The sequence below is a fragment of the Shimia sp. R9_2 genome (assembly GCF_017743735.1).
In the GTDB taxonomy this organism is placed as follows: domain Bacteria; phylum Pseudomonadota; class Alphaproteobacteria; order Rhodobacterales; family Rhodobacteraceae; genus Shimia.
On the sequence record NZ_JAGHRO010000003.1, the window covers coordinates 20,660 to 39,505 of the forward strand.

General features: G+C 58.4%; 17 protein-coding genes. 5 read left to right on the forward strand and 12 right to left on the reverse strand.

Features of this window, described 5'->3' with window-relative positions; translation table 11 throughout:
* Positions 1–23 precede the first annotated feature (23 nt).
* Entirely contained in the window at positions 24–404 is a 381-nt protein-coding gene (locus J7400_RS08755) for a hypothetical protein (protein ID WP_209062148.1), read from the forward strand.
* Between the two features lie 27 nt (positions 405–431).
* Here J7400_RS08755 and J7400_RS08760 read toward each other — a convergent pair whose 3' ends face one another.
* The 7 genes from J7400_RS08760 to J7400_RS08790 all read right to left on the reverse strand — a co-directional run bounded on the left by J7400_RS08760 (position 432) and on the right by J7400_RS08790 (position 7,252).
* Positions 432–968 carry a hypothetical protein gene (locus J7400_RS08760; protein ID WP_209062150.1) on the reverse strand — a complete coding sequence of 179 codons (537 nt, stop codon included), beginning with the start codon at positions 966–968 and terminating at the stop codon, positions 432–434.
* Positions 969–1,257: 289 nt separating this feature from the next.
* Positions 1,258–1,536, reverse strand: coding sequence for a DUF2160 domain-containing protein (locus J7400_RS08765; RefSeq protein WP_209062152.1), 279 nt, complete (start codon positions 1,534–1,536; stop codon positions 1,258–1,260).
* A gap of 1 nt (position 1,537) precedes the next feature.
* Positions 1,538–2,335 carry a carbohydrate ABC transporter permease gene (locus J7400_RS08770; protein ID WP_209062153.1) on the reverse strand — a complete coding sequence of 266 codons (798 nt, stop codon included), beginning with the start codon at positions 2,333–2,335 and terminating at the stop codon, positions 1,538–1,540.
* A gap of 11 nt (positions 2,336–2,346) precedes the next feature.
* Positions 2,347–3,210, reverse strand: a complete 864-nt coding sequence (locus J7400_RS08775; RefSeq protein ID WP_209062155.1) for a sugar ABC transporter permease — start codon at positions 3,208–3,210, stop codon at positions 2,347–2,349.
* Positions 3,207–4,298 (reverse strand): ABC transporter ATP-binding protein, encoded by a 1,092-nt coding sequence (locus J7400_RS08780; protein WP_209062157.1) that lies wholly within the window; start codon positions 4,296–4,298, stop codon positions 3,207–3,209. Before J7400_RS08780 ends, J7400_RS08775 begins: the two co-directional genes overlap by 4 nt.
* An 11-nt stretch (positions 4,299–4,309) precedes the next feature.
* Entirely contained in the window at positions 4,310–5,371 is a 1,062-nt protein-coding gene (locus tag J7400_RS08785; protein ID WP_209062159.1) for an ABC transporter ATP-binding protein, read from the reverse strand.
* 144 nt (positions 5,372–5,515) lie between these two features.
* The gene (locus J7400_RS08790) at positions 5,516–7,252 is read right to left on the reverse strand and encodes an ABC transporter substrate-binding protein (RefSeq protein ID WP_209062161.1); all 1,737 of its coding nucleotides are present in this window, start codon (positions 7,250–7,252) and stop codon (positions 5,516–5,518) included.
* 305 nt (positions 7,253–7,557) lie between these two features.
* Between J7400_RS08790 and J7400_RS08795 the strand changes: the two genes are divergently transcribed.
* On the forward strand, positions 7,558–8,259 hold the full coding sequence (locus J7400_RS08795; RefSeq protein ID WP_209062163.1) for a fumarylacetoacetate hydrolase family protein: 702 nt from the start codon (positions 7,558–7,560) through the stop codon (positions 8,257–8,259).
* A gap of 70 nt (positions 8,260–8,329) precedes the next feature.
* Positions 8,330–11,542: a reductive dehalogenase domain-containing protein gene (locus J7400_RS08800; protein ID WP_209062165.1), complete on the forward strand. Its 3,213-nt coding sequence runs from the start codon at positions 8,330–8,332 to the stop codon at positions 11,540–11,542.
* Positions 11,543–11,596: 54 nt separating this feature from the next.
* Here the strand turns inward: J7400_RS08800 and J7400_RS08805 are convergent, their stop codons facing one another.
* The 3 genes from J7400_RS08805 to J7400_RS08815 form a co-directional block, all read right to left on the reverse strand.
* Entirely contained in the window at positions 11,597–12,754 is a 1,158-nt protein-coding gene (locus J7400_RS08805) for an acetate/propionate family kinase (protein WP_209062167.1), read from the reverse strand.
* Complete coding sequence (locus J7400_RS08810) at positions 12,751–13,695, reverse strand: bifunctional enoyl-CoA hydratase/phosphate acetyltransferase (RefSeq protein WP_348540150.1); 945 nt, start codon at positions 13,693–13,695, stop codon at positions 12,751–12,753. The genes J7400_RS08805 and J7400_RS08810 overlap by 4 nt, the downstream gene beginning before the upstream one ends.
* Positions 13,696–13,852: 157 nt before the next feature.
* The gene (locus J7400_RS08815) at positions 13,853–14,365 is read right to left on the reverse strand and encodes a flavin reductase family protein (RefSeq protein WP_209062169.1); all 513 of its coding nucleotides are present in this window, start codon (positions 14,363–14,365) and stop codon (positions 13,853–13,855) included.
* Positions 14,366–14,668: 303 nt separating this feature from the next.
* Here J7400_RS08815 and J7400_RS08820 point away from each other — a divergent pair, with 303 nt between their 5' ends.
* Positions 14,669–15,382 (forward strand): S1 family peptidase, encoded by a 714-nt coding sequence (locus tag J7400_RS08820; RefSeq protein ID WP_247738718.1) that lies wholly within the window; start codon positions 14,669–14,671, stop codon positions 15,380–15,382.
* Between the two features lie 60 nt (positions 15,383–15,442).
* Here the strand turns inward: J7400_RS08820 and J7400_RS08825 are convergent, their stop codons facing one another.
* Together J7400_RS08825 and J7400_RS08830 are read right to left on the reverse strand one after the other, a co-directional pair.
* A complete protein-coding gene (locus J7400_RS08825; protein WP_209062171.1) occupies positions 15,443–16,048 on the reverse strand; it encodes a LysE family transporter in 606 nt (201 codons plus the stop codon).
* Between the two features lie 118 nt (positions 16,049–16,166).
* Positions 16,167–17,468 (reverse strand): MFS transporter, encoded by a 1,302-nt coding sequence (locus J7400_RS08830; RefSeq protein ID WP_209062173.1) that lies wholly within the window; start codon positions 17,466–17,468, stop codon positions 16,167–16,169.
* A gap of 344 nt (positions 17,469–17,812) precedes the next feature.
* Here J7400_RS08830 and J7400_RS08835 point away from each other — a divergent pair, with 344 nt between their 5' ends.
* Positions 17,813–18,760 (forward strand): DUF2971 domain-containing protein, encoded by a 948-nt coding sequence (locus tag J7400_RS08835; RefSeq protein WP_209062175.1) that lies wholly within the window; start codon positions 17,813–17,815, stop codon positions 18,758–18,760.
* Positions 18,761–18,846: the final 86 nt, after the last annotated feature.

Sequence of the window (18,846 nt, forward strand, 5' to 3'; positions counted from 1 at the left end):
TTTTTACAGAGGTATTCTTCGGTATGAGATTATTGTTTTCGACGCTCGTTGCCGCGACGCTCGCTGCGGGCGCGGTTGCTGCGCAAGACGCGCGGATTGGCACATATATGGCCTTCATCGGGCCGGAAGATTTGACAAACTCCAGCGGGGTGCGTCTCAACGATGCTGCCGCTATTGTCGCGCAGGATCGGGCCAACGTGCATCGCTTTGGCATTGTCCACCAATTTGATGAAAGAGATCCTTGGTTCGCAAGCCGAGGTCATCGTATGGCCATTCCTGAGCTGGTGGTGATGTCGCCAGCGACCGCCAATCAGATCGTCAGAAATGGCGCGCTTATAGCTGTGAGTGTCTATGCCGATCCCACCGGTCAAATGACGCGCATGGTTGTTGAGATTCCCGGCTAGGCATCGAAGTGGTTTGGTTTTGGAGAGCTAGTTGATCGGTTGCTGCACCAGCAACTGCAACTCTCCGTCAATGACATGGGCAACGGAAATGAGGTTTGCATTCGGAAATAGCCCGTCAATTGCAAACAGGTAAATCTCTTCAACTGTTTCGCCGTCATAATCCTGCGGAGCATGGCCCCCGGAGATTGTTGCAGAGCCGGTTGAAGATGCAATGTTCAGCAGTTGACTTGCGATTTCAGATGTATCGAGATCGTAAAATTCGCCGATGACTGAGCAATCTCTGATTTGGCGGTTTCCGATCACGTGGAACTGAATTTCGTCATAAACGTTGTGTTCCCGCCGATAGATGGAAATCGCCTTGGAGTCTGGGCTGACGGAGAGAACTCTGTCGCCAGAAGCCGCCGGAATTGTCAGGCTGGCCATAAAGGCATTGGGATCAAGAAACACTTGCCTGCAGGTCGACTGGAATCTGTTCCAGACCTCTAGTGTGGACAGCTGTTGTGCTTGCAGGGGCGAAACAAAGAACGAGCAAAAAAGCCCGGCGAATGTAATGTTCTTTAGCATGTCAAATTTACTTTCGGATGAAATGAAAAAGTCTGAAGTCCATATCTTTAAAGCACATTTGTTGGGGCGCGAGATAATTTGTTTTGCGCTTGTTCAATGATCACACACGTGTTCGGACGCCGTGTAAGGGGAACATGGTTAGTCTCTGGAGGGCTGTTGAAGGACGCGTGCGAGATCCTGCGGGTTTGCGAAGGTCTCTGACCGGATGGCGAGAATGGCAGTGCCAAAAGAAAAGGGCAGACGCTCCGCACGTCTGCCCTTGGTGTTTTATACCCTTAAAGGAACCGGATCAGACTTTCCAGAAGCAGAAGGTGCCCCAGCCGATGGCGAGGCCCAGCGGCCACCAGAGCGGTTCGCCCATCAGGCCGAGCCATGCCAGGAAGATGAAGCTGCCCCCCAGACAGGTGAGAAACAGACGGTCGCCTCGGGTGGTGACAAGGCCAAGTGCGCCTTTGCGCTCGGCGCCGCCGGGGTATTTGATTTCCAGCACAATCAGCAGGCCGATTGTGGAGAAAAGCACGATGAAGATTGCGGCCGTGGGCCAGGTCCATGCCATCCAGCTCAGCATATCAAACTCTCCCCATCGCGAAGCCCTTCGCGATGTAGTTGCGGACAAAATAGATCACGATGGCGCCGGGGATGATGGTGAGCGTGCCGGCAGCGGCCAGCAGGCCCAGCTCATAGCCCGCGCTTGAGGCGGTTTTGGTCATCGTTGCGGCGATTGGCTTGGCGGCCACAGCGGTCAGGGTTTTGGCCAGCAGCAGCTCCACCCATGAGAACATGAAGCAGAAGAAGGCTGCCACACCCACACCGGCTTTGATCGTCGGGATGAAGATCGTTAGGAAGAAGCGCGGGAAGGAATAGCCGTCCACATAGGCGGTTTCATCCAGTTCTTTTGGCACGCCGCCCATGAAGCCTTCCAAGATCCACACGGCCAGCGGGATGTTGAAGAGGCAGTGCGCCAGCGCCACGGCGAGGTGCGTATCAAACAGGCCAACAGCGGAGTAGAGCTGAAAGAAGGGCAGGGCGAACACGGCTGCCGGTGCCATGCGGTTTGTCAGCAGCCAGAAGAACAGCTGTTTGTCGCCCAGAAAGCGATACCGGCTGAAGGCATAGGCTGCGGGCAGGGCCACGGCGATGGAGATCAGGGTGTTCAGAGAAACATAGATGATCGAGTTGATATAGCCCCAATACCAGGAGGGATCGGTGAAGATCGTGACATAGGCCTCCAGTGTGAAGGTCTGTGGGAAGAGCGAAAAGCCAGAGAGGATCTCATTTGTGGTTTTGAAGCTCATCGCCACCAGCCAGTAGATCGGCAGCATCAGGAAGAAGATGTAGAGGATTGGAACGAGTGATCTTTTACGCATGATCGCTCTCCTTAGTTCAGGTCGTCTTTGGTCATGAGTGTGTAGAACAGCCAAGACACAAAGAGGGTGATTGCAAAGTAGATGAGGCTCATCGCGGCGGCGGGGCCGAGGTCAAACTGACCAAGCGCGATTTTCACCAAGTCGATAGACAGGAGCGTGGTCGAGTTGCCGGGGCCACCGCCTGTGAGCACGAAGGGCTCGGTGTAGATGTTGAAGCTGTCCATGAAGCGCAGAAGGATTGCGATGGTCAGAACGCTTTTCATCTTGGGCAACTGGATGAAACGGAACACCGACCAGTTGGAGGCGCCGTCGATCTTGGCCGCCTGATAGTAGGCGTCCGGGATGGAGACGAGGCCCGCATAGGACAGGAGCACCACCAGCGAGGTCCAGTGCCAGACATCCATGGTGATGATGGTCACCCATGCGGCCACGGGATCCTGGGTCATGTCATAGTTGATGCCCAGCACGTGGTTGAGGAAATAGCCCAGCAGGCCGATGTCTGGCAGGGCAAAGATGTTCCACATTGCGCCGACCACATTCCACGGGATCAGCATGGGCAGGGCCATTAGCACCAGACAGACCGGTACCCAGAAGCCTTTGCGCGGCATGGAGAGGGCGATGGCGATGCCAAGGGGGATCTCGATCAGCAGGATCATGGCGGTGAAGAAGAACTGACGCCCCAGAGCAGCGTGGAAGCGCTCGGACCGTAGGATCTGTTCAAACCATGTGAGGCCTTCCCAGAAGAAGAGGTTATCGCCGAAGGTTTCCTGCACCGAGTAGTTCACCACGGTCATCATCGGGATGATAGCGTTGAACGCCACGAGGATCAGCACCGGGGCGACGAAGAACCAGGCTTTTTGGTTTTCGGTTTTCATGCTGCGCTCTCCTTTTGCGCGGGCGTGGTTGCGATCCAGCCGTCGGCGTAGAGCCGGGTGTGTTCTGGGGTGAAATGCAGATGCACCTCGTCGCCTTTTTGCGGCGCGGGGCCGTTTTGGATGGCGGCGACCTTGTGGGTGCCGACGGTGGCTTCGACCACGGTGTGGCGGCCCACATCTGCCACGCGGGTGACGGTGGCAGGGATGCCGGTGTCAGCCAGACGCACAAACTCGGGGCGGATGCCGATTTCGAGCTGACCGGAGGCGCCTGCATTGATCGGACCTTCCAGCGCGACCGCACGGCCCGCAAAGAGGGCTTGGCCGTCTTTCACTTCGGCGGGCAGGACGTTCATGCCCGGGGAGCCGATGAAGTGGCCCACAAAGGTGTGTGCGGGGCGTTCAAACAGCTCTTCAGGCGTGCCGATCTGCACCACTTCGCCGAGCTGCATCACCACCACCTGATCGGCAAAGGTGAGCGCTTCGGTCTGGTCGTGGGTCACATAGATCATGGTGTGGGAGACGCGCTGGTGCAGCTCTTTGAGCTTGGTGCGCAGTTTCCACTTCAGATGCGGGTCGATCACGGTGAGTGGTTCGTCAAACATGACGACATTCACGTCGTCGCGCACAAGGCCACGGCCCATGGAGATCTTTTGCTTGTTGTCCGGAGACAGGCCAGCCGCTTTGCGATCCAGCATGTCGGTGACTTCGAGCATCTCGGCAATCTCTGCCACGCGCTTTTCGATGATCGCCGGGTCCACGCCACGGTTTTTGAGCGGGAAGGCAAGGTTTTCGCGCACGGTCATGGTGTCGTATATCACCGGGAACTGGAACACCTGTGCGATGTTGCGCTGATCCGGGGGCAGGGTGGTGACATCCTGACCGTCAAACAGGATCTGCCCCTCAGAGGGCACCAGAAGGCCGGAGATGATGTTCAGAAGCGTGGATTTGCCACAGCCGGAGGGGCCAAGCAGGGCATAGGCGCCGCCGTCCTGCCAATCCAGATCCACTTCTTTGAGGGCAAAGTCCTGTGGCCCCTTGGGATCGGGGTAGTAGCTGTGCCGGAGGTTTTTAAGTGTGATTTTCGCCATTCTGTCTGCCCTCAGCCGACGCGGGCGCCATCGGGCGCGAAGTAAAAACATGTGGTCGGATCAAGGAAGAAATCGTGTTCTTCGCCAATCCGGTAGGGGTGGGTGCCATGGGCGAGGCTGACCCAGCTGTTGCCGTCAAAATCAAAGTGGGCCGAGCTTTCAGAGCCTGAGAGTTCGGTCACGCCCACATGACCTTTCAGAGCCACATCGGAGCCGTCATGGGCATGGGGCAGCACGTGGTGCGGGCGCACGGCCATGATGTAGTCGCCATCTTTGAGACCTGCGGCCTCGCCTGTGGCGGTCCAGCTCAGCGCGCCAAGATGCATGGCGTCGCCGCGTTTGGTGACAGGTGCGTGGTTGATGGGCGGATCAGAGAAGATGCGGGCCGCCGTGAGAGAGGCCGGAGCGCGATAGATGTCAGCAGTGGTGCCGAATTGGGCGACGTTGCCATCTACCATCAGTGCGGTTTCACCGCCCAGCAGCAGGGCCTCTTCGGGCTCGGATGTGGCATAGACCACCACAGCGCCGCGACCGGCAAAAAGCTCTGGCAGCTGCTCGCGCAGTTCTTCGCGCAGTTTGTAATCGAGGTTGGCCAGCGGTTCATCGAGAAACACCGCCCGGCTCTCCTTGGCAATCGCGCGCGCCAGCGCACAGCGCTGTTGCTGGCCACCGGAAAGCTCGTGCGGGCGACGGTGCAGCATGGGGCCAAGCTGGAGAATATCGGCGGCCTCAGCCACGCGGTCTTCGATCTCGGATTTGGCCATGCCCGCCACCTTCAGCGGGGAGGCGATGTTTTCAAACACCGTCATATGCGGGTAGTTCACGAAGAACTGGTGCACGAGGCTGATCTTGCGTTTCTGGGTGGTCAGCGCGGTGACGTCTTCGCCCTCCATGATGATCTGGCCGGAGGCGATCGGGTCAAGCCCGGCCATCATCTTGATCAGGGAGGTTTTGCCAGCGCCGGTTTCACCCAGCAGAACGTTGAAATGGCCTTTTCTCAACGTCAGGGTCGTTGGCTTGATGTGTGTCACACCCTGCACGACCTTGGAAATGTTCTTTAGTTCAAGTGCCATGGATGCACCTTTGATCCTTGTGGAGCGTACCCAAACAGATGGGGCAATGGAGGAGGGGAGTGTTGGTAAGGTGGCCGGGGCTTGAAGGGTAAGCCCCGGCCGGTTTGACCATGAACACGGGGAGTGTCAGGTCAGGAGGAACAGTTAATTCTTGTTCCAGCGGGCAACCAGATCGTCATAGTTGACGGTCTCGCCCTGTGGTTTTTCGTTGTCCAGCTTTGGTTTTGCGCCGCCGTTGGCGAACCACCACTCTGCGTCTTTCTCCTCGTTGAGGCGAGGACCACAGCCGCCATAGACATTCTGGGCCTCATCCGCGCGCTGCATACGCGCCATGGTGATGTCCATTTCTTCGGCCAGACGGTCCATCGCTTCTTGTGGAGTGAAGGCGCCGGAGTTCACGTCACCGATCTGCTGCCACCAGATTTGGGCCAGCTTCGGATAGTCAGGCACGTTCACGCCGGTTGGGGACCATGCCACGCGATCGGGAGAGCGGTAGAATTCTACCAGACCACCCAGTTTCGGGGCACGCTCGGTGAAGCTTTCGTGGTTCACAGAGCTGTCACGGGTGAAGGTCAGACCCACGTGAGATTTCTTCACGTCAACCGTTTTGGAGGTCACGAACTGAGCATAGAGCCATGCCGCCTGTGCGCGGTCCGCCGGGGTGGACTTCAGGAAGGTCCAGGAGCCAACGTCCTGATAGCCAACCTTCTGGCCTTTTTCCCAGTAAGGGCCGTGTGGGCTTGGAGCCATACGCCACAGTGGGTTGCCTTCGGCGTCCACGGTGTTGTTGCCTTCAGACTGTGGCTTCACCATGTCTGCGGTAAAGGCGGTGTACCAGAAGATCTGCTGGGCCACGTTACCTTGTGCCAGAGCTGGCAGAGACTGGTAGAAGTCGTAAGACGCCGCACCGGGAGGGGCATAGTTGCGCAGCCATTCGTCCCATTTGCGGATCGCGTAGACCGCTGCCGGGCCGTTTGCCGCACCACCGCGGGTGACGGATGCACCAGCCGGGTTACAGGAACCGGCTTCCATGCGGATGCCCCATTCGTCGATTGGCACACCGTTTGGTTCACCCTTGGAGCCTGCGCCCGCCATGGAGAGCCATGCGTCGGTCATACGCCAGCCAAGGTCTGGTGCACGTTTGCCGTAGTCCATGTGGCCGTAGATGTCGACGCCGTCGATGTTCTTCACGTCTTTGGAGAAGAATTCTGCGATGTCTTCATAGGCGGACCAGTTTACGGGCACGCCGAGGTCATAGCCGTATTTGGCTTTGAACTGCTCTTGCAGGTCTGCGCGGTCAAACCAGTCTTTGCGGAACCAGTAGAGGTTGGCAAACTGCTGGTCTGGCAGCTGATAGAGGTCACCATCCGGGCCGGTGGTGAACTGGGTGCCCATGAAGTCATCCAGATCGAGGGTGGGCGAGGTGGTCGCCGCCCAGTCACCCGCCATCATGTCGGTCAGGTTGTAGGCCAGTTGCAGGCGGGAGTGGGTGCCGATCAGGTCGGAGTCATTGACGTAGCCGTCATAGAGGTTCCGCTTGGTCTGCATCTGGGTTTGCACCGCCTGAACCACTTCGCCTTCGCCGAGGATCTGGTGGTTGACTTTGATGCCGGTGATTTCTTCAAAAGCCTTGGTCAGAACTTCGGCTTCATAGCCGTGGGTCGGAATGCCTTCCGACAGCACGTTGATTTCCATGCCCGCGTAGGGCTGTGAAGCAGAGATGAACCACTGCATTTCGCTCATCTGCTCGTCTTTGCTCAGCGAAGACGGCTGGAATTCGGCATCGATCCAGCGCTTGGCTGCCGCTTCGTCGGCGTAAAGCGATTGTGTACCCGCAATCACGGCAGAAGCCGCAACGGCGGAGATAAGATACTTCCGCATCTTTTCCTCCCGATTGGTTGTATCCCCGGCTGCAGAAAGCCGGATGCCTTACGTTGTCAAAAGAGGAATTTTTAGTCAACTAATTTATTAGTAGTAAGAAATTTCCTTCGGGTCATTCTCACTAAGTGACTGTGTTTGCTTTGGTTTGTTGATATTTGACCCTTTTGGTTGAGGGCGTCAACGGTAAATAAACCTTGACTCTGAACAAGTGTTCAGACTGCTTTGCACGCCGATGCGATGACGTTATGACTGTGGGATGCAGCTTTTCACGCATTCTGGCGCACGCACCGTGGGAGGGATTTTTCATGTCAGATTATCTGTTTGAGGCACCAGAGGTGTTTGCGCTCCCTGTTGCGGGCGAGGCGCTGAGCTATCCGGTGCGCCGTATCTTCTGCGTGGGGCGGAACTATGCGGCCCATGCGGCGGAGATGGGCGGGGAGGTCGACCGTGAGGCGCCGTGGTATTTCACCAAATCCGTGGCGCATGCGGTGTTGAGCGGGGCGGAGGTTGATTTCCCTCCGGGTACTGAGAATTACCATCACGAGATGGAGCTGGCCTTTGTGCTGGGGGCCTCGGTGTTTGAAGCCACCGAGGCGGAGGCCGCAGCGGCGATCTACGCCTATGGCTGTGCGCTGGACATGACGCGGCGGGACCGGCAGCAGGACGGCAAGGACAACCGCAGGCCTTGGTCGCTTGGCAAAGATGTGGAAGACTCCGCTGTCTTTGCGCCGCTGACAAAAGCCGCAGAGTTTGGCGCACCAGCGGCGCAGGCGATCCATCTGGAGGTGGACGGGGAGACCCGTCAGGCCGCCGATCTGAGCGAGATGGTCTGGTCGCCCACAGAGATCGTCATGCATCTGTCGCGCTATTATCATCTGACCGCCGGAGATGTGATCCTGACAGGCACGCCCGCCGGTGTGGGGCCGGTGACAGCCGGGCAGGTGATCACAGGTGGGATCGACGGGCTCGCGCCGATCCGACTGGCGTTGAAAGTTACAAAAAGCTGAGGCTTATCCAGAGCGCAAGCATTTAAGCCAGCCAAGAAGGGCAGGCCGAATGGCCTGATATGGGGAGCAGATGGGGATCAAGTTTTTTTCGGATAAGGCGCGGCCGGTGCATCTTGGCCCCTATCCGCTGGAGCGATTGGTGCGCGGCGCGATGCCTGAGGTGGCGGGGATGCCACGGGATCGCGATCTGAGCTTTCACCGGCCGGAGCGGCCAGAGAGCATCGTGAACGCCATGGGCGAGTTTCAGGCGATGCTGGATGCCTTGCGGGACGGGCTGGTCAATCCGGTGCAGTCCGGCATTCCGGATGATCCAATTGAGCGCTCCAACCATCTGAAATCTTTTGGCTATTTCAACGATGCCTCGATGGTGGGTGTGGGGCCTCTGCCCGCAGCGGCGCGGCTGTCCACCCCACGGCGCAATCCGGATATTGACCGGTTGTCTGAGGCGCTGCGCACGCGGCAGATCAAGTCTTTGGCGGCGGGGATCGATGTCATTATGGCGGATCTCAAGGACAGTATGGAAGCGCCGCCCAGCAGCATTGAGACCCATGAGAACGCGATTGTGTTTCTGATCGAGCACCATCGTGATCCGGAGCGCGGCGAGCCGGGCAGCGACTGGATTTTGGATGCACAAGACCATCGCGCCTGTCTGCGGGCCACCGAAGTGGCGGTGGTGATTGCCAACTACATCCGGCTTCTGGGCTTTGATGCAAAGGCGCACACCGCGACCTCCACCGATGTGGATCTGGGGCGTGTTGGCGTGGCGGCGGGCCTACTGGCGCTGGAGAATGGTGAGCTGATCGCACCCTGGCTGGGCACCCGTTATGGGCTGGCGGTGATCACAACGGAAATGGCGCTGGCCCATGACGGGGCGCTGGCCCCGATGCGCGCGCAGCCCTGGGCGCAAACCCAAGGGCCTGCGTGGTGGTTGGGCACCGGATCAGCGAAATCCGCGCTGAACCAAGACCCCTATCGCAACCGCGACTACGTTAAAGGGGCGCATCCGTTTGAACGGCTGAAGCGGGTGGAGAGCCCGACCACCTATATTGATGAGGCCAATGTGGCGCGTGTGCCCAAGCGGGCGGATATGTTTGCGCGGGCCCAGTTCGGGGACATGGGCAAGACCCTGCAGGATTCCGCGAAGGGCGGCTATTATGTGCGCAAATCGGCGCCGAGTTTTGCCCAAAGACGCGCGCTTGGGGCCTTTGTACTGCTGCAGGATGGCGCGAGTGCTGAGGTCAAAAAGCCAACAGATTCAGATCGTAACGCGGCGAACCTGAAAGCGGCGACCTATTTCCTTGGGGTTGATGCGGTGGGCCTGAGTCGATGCCCGGAATGGGCGTGGTATTCGCATGACGCGACCGGAACGCCAATTGTGCCGAGCCATGACAACGCCATCAGTATGATCATTGATCAGGGCTATGAGACCATGGAAGGGGCCTCTGGCGATGACTGGATCAGCGTGGCGCAATCCATGCGGGCCTATCTTCGGTTCTCCCTGCTGGGCGGCGTGATCGCGCAGCAAATCCGCAATTTGGGGTATAAGGCCAAGGCCCATACGGTGATGGATGGTGAGGTGCTGCAACCTCCGCTGTTGCTGCTTTCAGGACTTGGCGAGGTGAGCCGGATCGGTGAGGTGATCCTGAACCCCTATCTGGGGCCGCGACTGAAATCCGGTGCGGTCACCACCGATATGCCGATGAGCCATGATCTGCCAATTGATTTTGGCCTGCAGAACTTCTGTGAGAACTGCAACAAATGCGCGCGGGAGTGTCCCTCTGGTGCGATCACGGCTGGCCCGAAGCTGATGTTCAACGGCTATGAGATTTGGAAGTCGGACAGCCAGAAATGTGCCACCTACCGGATCACCACGCCGGGTGGTTCGATGTGCGGGCGCTGTATGAAGACCTGCCCGTGGAACCTCGAAGGGCTGTTTTCCGAAGCGCCGTTCCGCTGGGCGGCAAGCAATTTCCCAAGCCTTGCCAAGCCTTTGGCCAAGCTAGATGATGCGGTCGGCAATGGCGGGCTGAACGACGTCAAGAAATGGTGGTGGGATATTGAGCTGGAAGAGGATGGCGCATACCGACCGTCCAAACATCCGCTCAACCGCCGCGATCTGCAGAAAGATCTGGACCTGAAATATGAAGATCAGACGCTGGCGGTCTATCCGGCGGCGTTGGCGCCCCATCCGTGGCCGTATCCTTTCCCGATGGATCGGGAAGCCGGGATCAAAGCCTATGAGGCGATGGTTTCCGCCGATGAGTACAAGCTGCGGCTAGCGGCGGGGGATACCTCGGTGATTGACCGCTATGTGGTGCCGGATGCGGCGGATGCGCCGGTGGTGCAGGTGCAGATTTCTCAGGTCGAACCGATGACGGCGGATGTGACCAAATATGAGTTTCAGTCGCTGGATGGCGCGCCGCTGCCGGAATGGACGGCGGGCGGGCATCTGGATGTGCTGGTCGCGCCGGAGTTTCTGCGCCAGTACAGCATGTCGGGGGATCCCAAAGATCGCTCCAAATACCAGATTGGCGTGTTGCGCGAAGACGAAGGGCGCGGGGGCAGTGCGCTTTTGCACCGGATTTTCCGCGAAGGGCGTAAGGTTTTTGTCTCCAAACCGATCAACCACTTCGAGCTGATTGAGGAGGCGACAAAGAGCTTCCTGATGGGCGGCGGCATCGGGATCACGCCGATGATTGCTTTTGCGCACCGTTTGCATGATCTGGGCCGTGACTTTGCGCTGCACTACTCGGCAAGCCGGGAGGAGGGCGCGGGCTATATCGACGATCTGAAGGCGATGCCCTGGGCCGACAAAGTGGTGTTCCATTTTTCTGACAAAGGCACGCGTGCGGATCTGGACGCGATCCTTGGCGGGTATCAGGAGGGCTGGCATGTCTATACCTGCGGGCCGGACCGTTACATGGAAGGGGTCATGGCGGCGGCAGAGCGGCAGGGCTTCCCAGAAGAGGCGCGGCATCTGGAATACTTCAACGTGCCGGAGCAGCCGGAGTATGAGAATTTCGACTTTAAATTAAAGTTGAAGGATGGGCGGGAACTGTTTGTTCCAGCTGATAAAATCGCGACTGATGTGCTGCTTGAAAACGGTGTGCATGTGGATGTGAAATGCGCCGACGGGATTTGCGGTGTGTGTAAATGCGGGCTGATTTCTGGGGATGTGGAGCACCGGGATTTTGTGCTCTCCAACAAGCAGCGGGAGACTGCGGTGATCCTGTGTCAGAGCCGGGCGAAAGAGGCGGGCGGCGTCGTGGAGATTGATCTCTGAGGAGCGTGCGCTGCCCCGGCGGTGCCTTGGGCACCGTCGGTCCGGGGCGGGGATTTAAGCGGCGACCAAGCGCTGGGTTTCGCCTGCGATGATGCCTTCTTCATCTGTCGCGATGACATGGGCGGCGAGGCGGCTGGTTTTGGTGGTGATGCGGCTCGCGCCGGAGGTGTTGGCCTCGGCATCCAGATCCGCGCCAAGCCATGCGCAGCCCTGCAGGATACGCGCACGTATGGGGGCTGCGTTCTCGCCAATGCCGCCGGTGAAGACAATGGCGTCAAGCCCGCCAAGGGTGGCGGCCAGCGCGCCGATCTTCTTGCAGGCCTGATAGACAAAGAGCTCCACCGCCTCAGCCGCTGCTGGGCTGTCCGAGGCCAAGAGATCGCGCATGTCAGAGCTGAGACCGGAGACCCCGAAGAGGCCGGATTTGGTGCCCAGCGTGGCTTCGATTTCGGCCACGCTCATGCCGCGGTCGCGCATCATGTGAAAGATCACGCCGGGGTCGAGCTCGCCGCAGCGGCGGCCCATCACCAGCCCATCAAGGGCGGTGTATCCCATTGTGGTCGCGACACTTTTCATATCCTGCATGGCGCACATGGAGGCGCCGTTGCCTAGATGGGCGACAATCACCTTGCCGTTGGGCGTGTCCAGATGTTGCGGCAGTTGCGTGGAGATGTAGTGATAGCTGAGCCCGTGAAAGCCATAGCGCAGCACACCGTCGTCAGACAGCGCACGCGGGATCGCAAAGAGCTGTGCAATGCGGGGCTGGGTGCGGTGGAAGGCGGTGTCAAAGCAGGCCACCTGCGGGATGTTGGGCCAGCGACGGGCGACGGCCTCGATGCCTGCGAGGTTGTGGGGCTGATGCCCCGGAGCCAGCGGCGCCAGCGTGCGCAGTTTTTCGATCACCTCGTCGGTCACACGTGCGGGGGCGGCAAACTCTTGACCGCCGTGCACGACCCTGTGGCCCGCGCCAATGATGTTGAAGCCCTTTTCCAGCCCCATGATATGGGCCAGCAGCCAGTCGAGAATTTCGGCGTGGGTCGCGTCTTCGGCGACAGGCAGATCAATCTCGCTTGCGCCGCCGTGATATTGCGGGCCCATGCCGATGCGATCGACCTGACCGGAGAGCTGCACCGCAAGCTCGGTGTTATAGACCGCGTATTTGATCGAGGAGGAGCCTGCGTTCAGAACGAGATAGGCGTCTTGGGCGCTCACATCAGATCCTTTCCAAGGCTGTGGTGCACCAAAAGCTGCGCCAGGGCGGCGGATACGAGGCGGGAGAGCGTGCCGTCCGCGCGGGAGGTCAGCATGATTGGCACGCGTGCGCCCAGAACGATGCCCGCGCTGTCGGCCCCTGCGAGATACATCAGCTGTTTGGCGATCATGTTGCCGGCCTCAAGATCCGGTGCGACGAGAATGTCGGCGTCTCCCGGGACCTCCGATTTGATGCCTTTGGCGTCTGCGGCGCGGCGGGAGATGGCGTTGTCAAACGCTAGCGGGCCGTCAAGCACGCCGCCTGTGATCTGACCACGATCCGCCATTTTGCAGAGCGCGGCGGCCTCAACGGTGGAGGGGATCTTGGGGTAGATGGTTTCCAGAGCCGACAGGATGGCCACTTTGGGGGTGTCCACGCCGATGGCTTGTGCCAGTCCGATGGCGTTTTGCACGATGTCGGCTTTGGCCATGAGATCGGGGAAGATGTTGATCGCGGCGTCGGTGATCATCAGCGGCTTGGGGTAGGCGGGCACATCGAGCACGAAGACATGGCTCATGCGGCGCTCGGTGCGCAGGCCGTGGGTTTTGTGCACAACGGCGCTCATGACTTCGTCGGTGTGCAGCGCGCCCTTCATGATCGCCTGCGCGCGACCTTCGCGGACAAGGCGCACCGCTGTTTCGGCGCTGTCATGGCTGTGGGGGGCGTCAATGATCTCGCAAGCGGAGATATCAAGCGCATGCTCTTTGGCTGCGGCTTTGATGCGGTCCTCTGGGCCCACCAGAAGCGGGGTGATCAGGCCTTTTTCCAGAGCGGCCAAGGCGCCCTCCAGAGAGGCTGCGTCAACGGGGTGAACAACAGCGGTTACAATGGGGTCCAGAGGCGCGGTGGCCTCCAGCATATCGTCAAAGCTGTTCTTGTGATGGGGGGCTGAAAGATCCACGGCATACTCCGAGCCTAGATGTTGCGATGCACGTCCTTGTGGCTGTCATATGGGGGGCGGGGATGTTTTGGCAATAAAAAGCGGACCCGCAAAACGAGAAACCCGCTTTGCGGTTCTTGCAACGCTCCGTTGCAAATTAACTAAGCATTTATGAGGGTTAGGCTTCTGGTGCGAAGCTGCCGAAATCCCGCTGCGCAAAGACCAGAGGTGTGCCTTCGCCAATCGCGGCGCGCAGGACGCGGCCCACCATAATGTCGTGATCGCCTGCGGGATGAACCGCATCGGTGGCGCATTCAAACCGGGCCAGACAGTTGTGCAGGCAGATGACCCCGTCGGCATTCACCTCATGATCAATCAGATCAAAGGCATCGCCCCGTTTGGAAAAGGCAATCGCCAGATCTTTCTGGTCTGCGCGCAGCACGTGGATGGCAAAATGGGTCGCCGGGGCAAACTGTGCATAACGCAGAGAGTCTTTGGCCAGCGACCAAAGCACCAGCGCCGGGTCCAGCGACACGGAGGCAAAGGAGTTGGCGGTCATACCAATCGCGCCGTTGGCTGTCTTGGTGGTGATCACGGTCACGCCGGTTGCAAAGTTGCTGAGCGCATTGCGATAGGCGCGTTGCGTGTCAACGGAAGGAACGAATCCGGTCAGAGTGGTGTCAGCGGACATGAAAGGCCTGTTCGATTGGTCTGCGCGTGGGCGCAGAGATGGGCTGAATTTTACCTAGTTGCAAGGCTTGAGTAAGATTCAGGGCCAGAATGTGGCGGCGACGTAGCGCCCCTGAGCCTGGGGCCCGTGCAGGGCTTTTCCATAAGAAAAAGGGCTCATCGCGCCTTTTGGGTGGCCAGATACAGATAACTTTTGAGCAAAAATGATGAAAGTTGTATTAATCGGAACTGCAAATGGCTTCGGTTCTGCCCGATTGCTGCCCTGATCCGTTGTTCAGATGGGGCATCGGTCAATGGAGGTTCCATGCGGAGCATCAAAGTTTTCGCCATTCTGGCAGCGCTGCTGCCATCGGTGGCGCTGGGGGAAATGGGGAACAATCGGCTTGGTCAAAGCCTGCCAGGGGAAAGCGCCGTGGGGCGCTTGGTGGTGGCAGGTAAGGCCATGTGTACAGGCGCGTTGATTGCGCCGGATACAGTGCTGACGGCTGCCCATTGTTTGTATGATCCACGCAGTGGCAAGCGCGTGTCGGATTCTTCGGTGGAGTTTCAGGCGGGGCTGAAGGGTGGTCAGGCCAAGGCGATTGGCAAGGTCGCGCGCGCCACGGTGCATCCAAATTACGTACACCGCCGCAAGGGCAGTGCGCAGCTTGGCTTTGATCTGGCGGTGCTGAAGCTGACGCGGCCGATTTCAAAAAATTCAGTGATGCCAATCAAATACGGCATGAACCTCGCGGACGGAGACCTGCTGGGTGTGGTGAGCTACACAATCACCAACCGCAATGATCCGATCATGGAATTCCCTTGCCGCGTGCTGGCGCGTCAGGACAAGACGCTGGTGATGAACTGCGAGGTAAACTCCGGTGCCTCAGGTGCGCCGATCCTCGCGCTGAGCCGAAACGGCCGCTCGCCCGCTTTGGTGTCCGTGGTCTCTGCCAAGGCCGCGATGGGCGGGCAGAATGTCTCTGTGGGCACGGTGCTGAGCCCGGATGCGCTGCGCCAGATGATCGCGGGTGGCTGAGATCTCGGAACCCAATTGATCGAGTGAAGGCGGCCTTTGTGCCGCCTTTTTTGTGCGTGTCTACCGCCCAAACAGCAGTCGCAGACCCAGCGCGCTGAGGACCAGTGCTGCCACGCGGTCGAGATGGGTTTTGGCGCGCAGGTAGGCGTTGCGGGCGGTGGTGGTGCTCATGCCAAAGGCCAGAAGGCTATAAAAGATCAGCTCGATGATCAGGTGGTTGGTAAAGATCGCGCCTTTTTGCGCCAGCGTCATGTTGGGCGGGAAGATCACCACGAGGACCGCAGCCGCAAAGAGCACGGATTTCGGGTTCATCAGATTGATCATCAGCCCTTGCAGGAACGCGTGGCGGGCGGGTTTGACCTCTGAAGGCGCGAGCGGCTCCCGTGCGCCTCTCCACATGCCATAAGCGATGTAGAGCAGATACAGAGCGCCGAGCGTTTTCACGGCGACATATGCCCATGGGAAGGCGGTGAAGACGATTTCCAGCCCCATCAGCGCGGCGAGTGTCCAGAGGGCGGCGACGAGGCCGAGCCCTGCGCCAACAGCAAGGCCGGCGCGGCGGCCTGCGGTGAGGGTGGTTTTCACAGAGACCAGAAAGGCCGGGCCGGGGCTGGCGATGGCCGCGGCCAGTGCGATGTTGAAGGCAAGGATGTGGGCGAGGTCCATGTGTGTCTCCTGTGGTTTGAGGGCACGGTAGGTGCGCGCGGTCACTTTGTCACTCATATCACGGGGGTGAAGGGGAGGGCTGATGCTTTGTGAGTGGTATTTGGGCGTTGGTGAGCCGTTAGCGCGGCCAGTTGTTTTGGCTCGCGGAGAGGCGTTTGCCCAACACGGCGACCAATGCAGTCGCGATGAGCAGAAAGACCGCGCCGCCTATCCATGCGACGGGTGTGGCATATGCCTCTGCCACCGCGCCCGCGAGGATCAGGCCCAACGCCCCGCCAAGCTGCTGCATCAGGGATTTCAGGGACAGCATTGTGGAGCGTTGGGTGTCCTGCACGCAGCTGTGGAGAATGCTGCTGGCGGGGGTCTCGGACACGCCGAGGATCACGGAATAGAGGATGAACACCGCCACAAAGCCGATGATGCCGCCTTGCAGAGCCAAAGCGATCTGAAGGCTTGCCAGACAGGCAAAAGCGGCTGCCAGTGTCTTGGCGTGCTGTCGTTTGAACATGCGATTGATACGCGGGGAGAGTGATGCGCCAAAGGCGATCGAGAAGAAGTAGGCTGCGGTCAGGATGCCAATGACGGTGTTGGCGTGGGTTTCCTCCAGCATAGGCTTGGCATGGGTGGGCCAGAGCACCTCGACCGGATTGGTCGCCATGAGGGAAAATGCCAGAGCGGCCAGAAGGAGCGACAGGGCGGGATGTTTCAGGGCGAGAAGGCCTGCGTCTTTGATGACGTGCGGGACCGTTGTGAACCCTTGTTTCAGAGCTTGCGGGTGCAGTGGGCGCGGTGTTTCGATGATGAATATCAGGGTGAAGATGAAGACCCCAAGCATCACGATTAAGCTTGTCAGATAAGAGATATCATAGGCGCTGAGTCCCATGCCCTCAGCCGTTTTACCAAAGAGATCGGGCAAAAGGCCGCCCAGAACGGCCCCCATGGCCAGCCCCATGGCGTTGGCCCATTGCGCTTTGGCCAGCGCGGGTTGCACATCGACATTTGGCGCGGCGGCCTTGAAGGTTTCAACGAACCAAGCGTCGAGTGTGCCGGATCGTAGCGCTCGCCCGAAGCCGATGAAAGCAAAGGAGAGCGCGAGCACATAGAAATCTCTGGTCGAGAGAAACAGGGCGAGGGAGGTCACGCTGGCGAGGACGGCGGCCAGAAAGACCGGCTTGCGCCCGATGGTGTCGGCCAAACCGCCAAAGGGGAGTTCCATCGTCAAGGTTGTGAGTGAGTAGACCCCGAAGAGCAGCGAAATCTGGAAGAGATCCATGCCGCGGTCGGTCAGCGCCAGAGCCACAACGGCAACGATGAGCCCCATCGCAAAACGATCCAGAAACTGATGGATCTGGAACACCCGGATGTGCCGCCGCGCCGGAGGGGGAAGTGCGGTGAAGGAGAACTCTGTTTCCGTTGCCATGGTTGTAGATTTGGCGATCTCGGCAACTGAGGCAAGAGTTTGGTGGGGGGAGAGAAAGGTTGTCGGCGCAGCCTGTGTGAAGGGGGTATGTGGTTCATTTTCCTGCCCGAAAGCCGACTAAATTGGTTGACCGGCCGATTGGTTCGAGGCGGCTTTGTAGTGAGGCGAGCTTATCGACATATTTGCTGCGTCGATTTCCGCAATGCGTCCCAGGCATCGGATACTGCGCAAGCTTCAAATTGCGGCTAAGCGCGGGAAGCAAACATTATAGAGCTTGTCTCACTTCAAAAACGGTTTTCGAATAGCGTGCAATCATGGCCTTGTGATATCGCTAGGCGGGTAAGTTGAATTGGGATGATACTCCCATTTTTGGAAAGGATATCCGCTTGATGAACAGTGAAAAGCTATTGTTTCACTACTGTAGTACGCAGACTGGTTTCGCGATACTTCAAAAAAGGGAGATCAGGCTTTCAGCTTTGTCGTCAGCAAATGATACACTTGAAGGCAGAGTTCTCGGTAGGGTGTTTACTCATCTACTTCGAGAGACCGAGTTACCCGAAGAATTGGTAGATGTCGCGGCAGTTATTGTTGAGGGATATCCGGATGCAACTGAAGGCTTCGCCTTTTGTTTGTCAGAAAAGGGTGACCTCCTAAGTCAATGGCGGTCCTATGGTCGAGATGGTTCAGGATTTGCGCTGGGGTTCTCGCGAGACCTACTTGAAGAAGATTTTGGTGATGTAAATTTCGGTTCTCGCTTTTTTGAGCTGATGGCCGTCAATTATGGCGAGAAGGGGCTAAATGAATCGCTAAAACCATTCGTAGAGGATCTGGCGACCGAATTTGTTGTTTGTGGATCATTTGCTCGTTTAAGAGATGGAATTAATAAAGAGCGTGCGTTGGCCCTCTTGGCAAACCGTGAGAACCAAGCCAGTATTTTCATCGGATCAAACGACAAATCTTCTGAAGTCTTTTCAAGATTGCTTCAGGCTCTTTCCCCGCTTCACTTCCAAATCTACAAAACCAAGCCATTGCACTTTCATGAAGAATGTGAATGGCGCCTCCTTCGCTATCGTCACAAAGTGGCATTACCAGAGGTCGAGTACTTCGCTGATGATCATTCCATTCGACCATACATCACTTCGTCGATAGCCGACCCCGCTAGGGAAGTAATTAAAGAGGTGGTACTTGGTCCAAAGAATCGCACAAATTTAAGTTGGATGCGCGCATTTCTTGATTCAGTTGGCTTGCCACATGTGCGAGTGTTACGCTCGTCAATCGATAGCTACAGATAGCGGCAAGTTTGAAGAAGCGAAGCTTACAAAAAGGAGTAGAGTGGGTTCATTTTCTTCTTCTTGGCGACACTATCAAAACGTCCGAC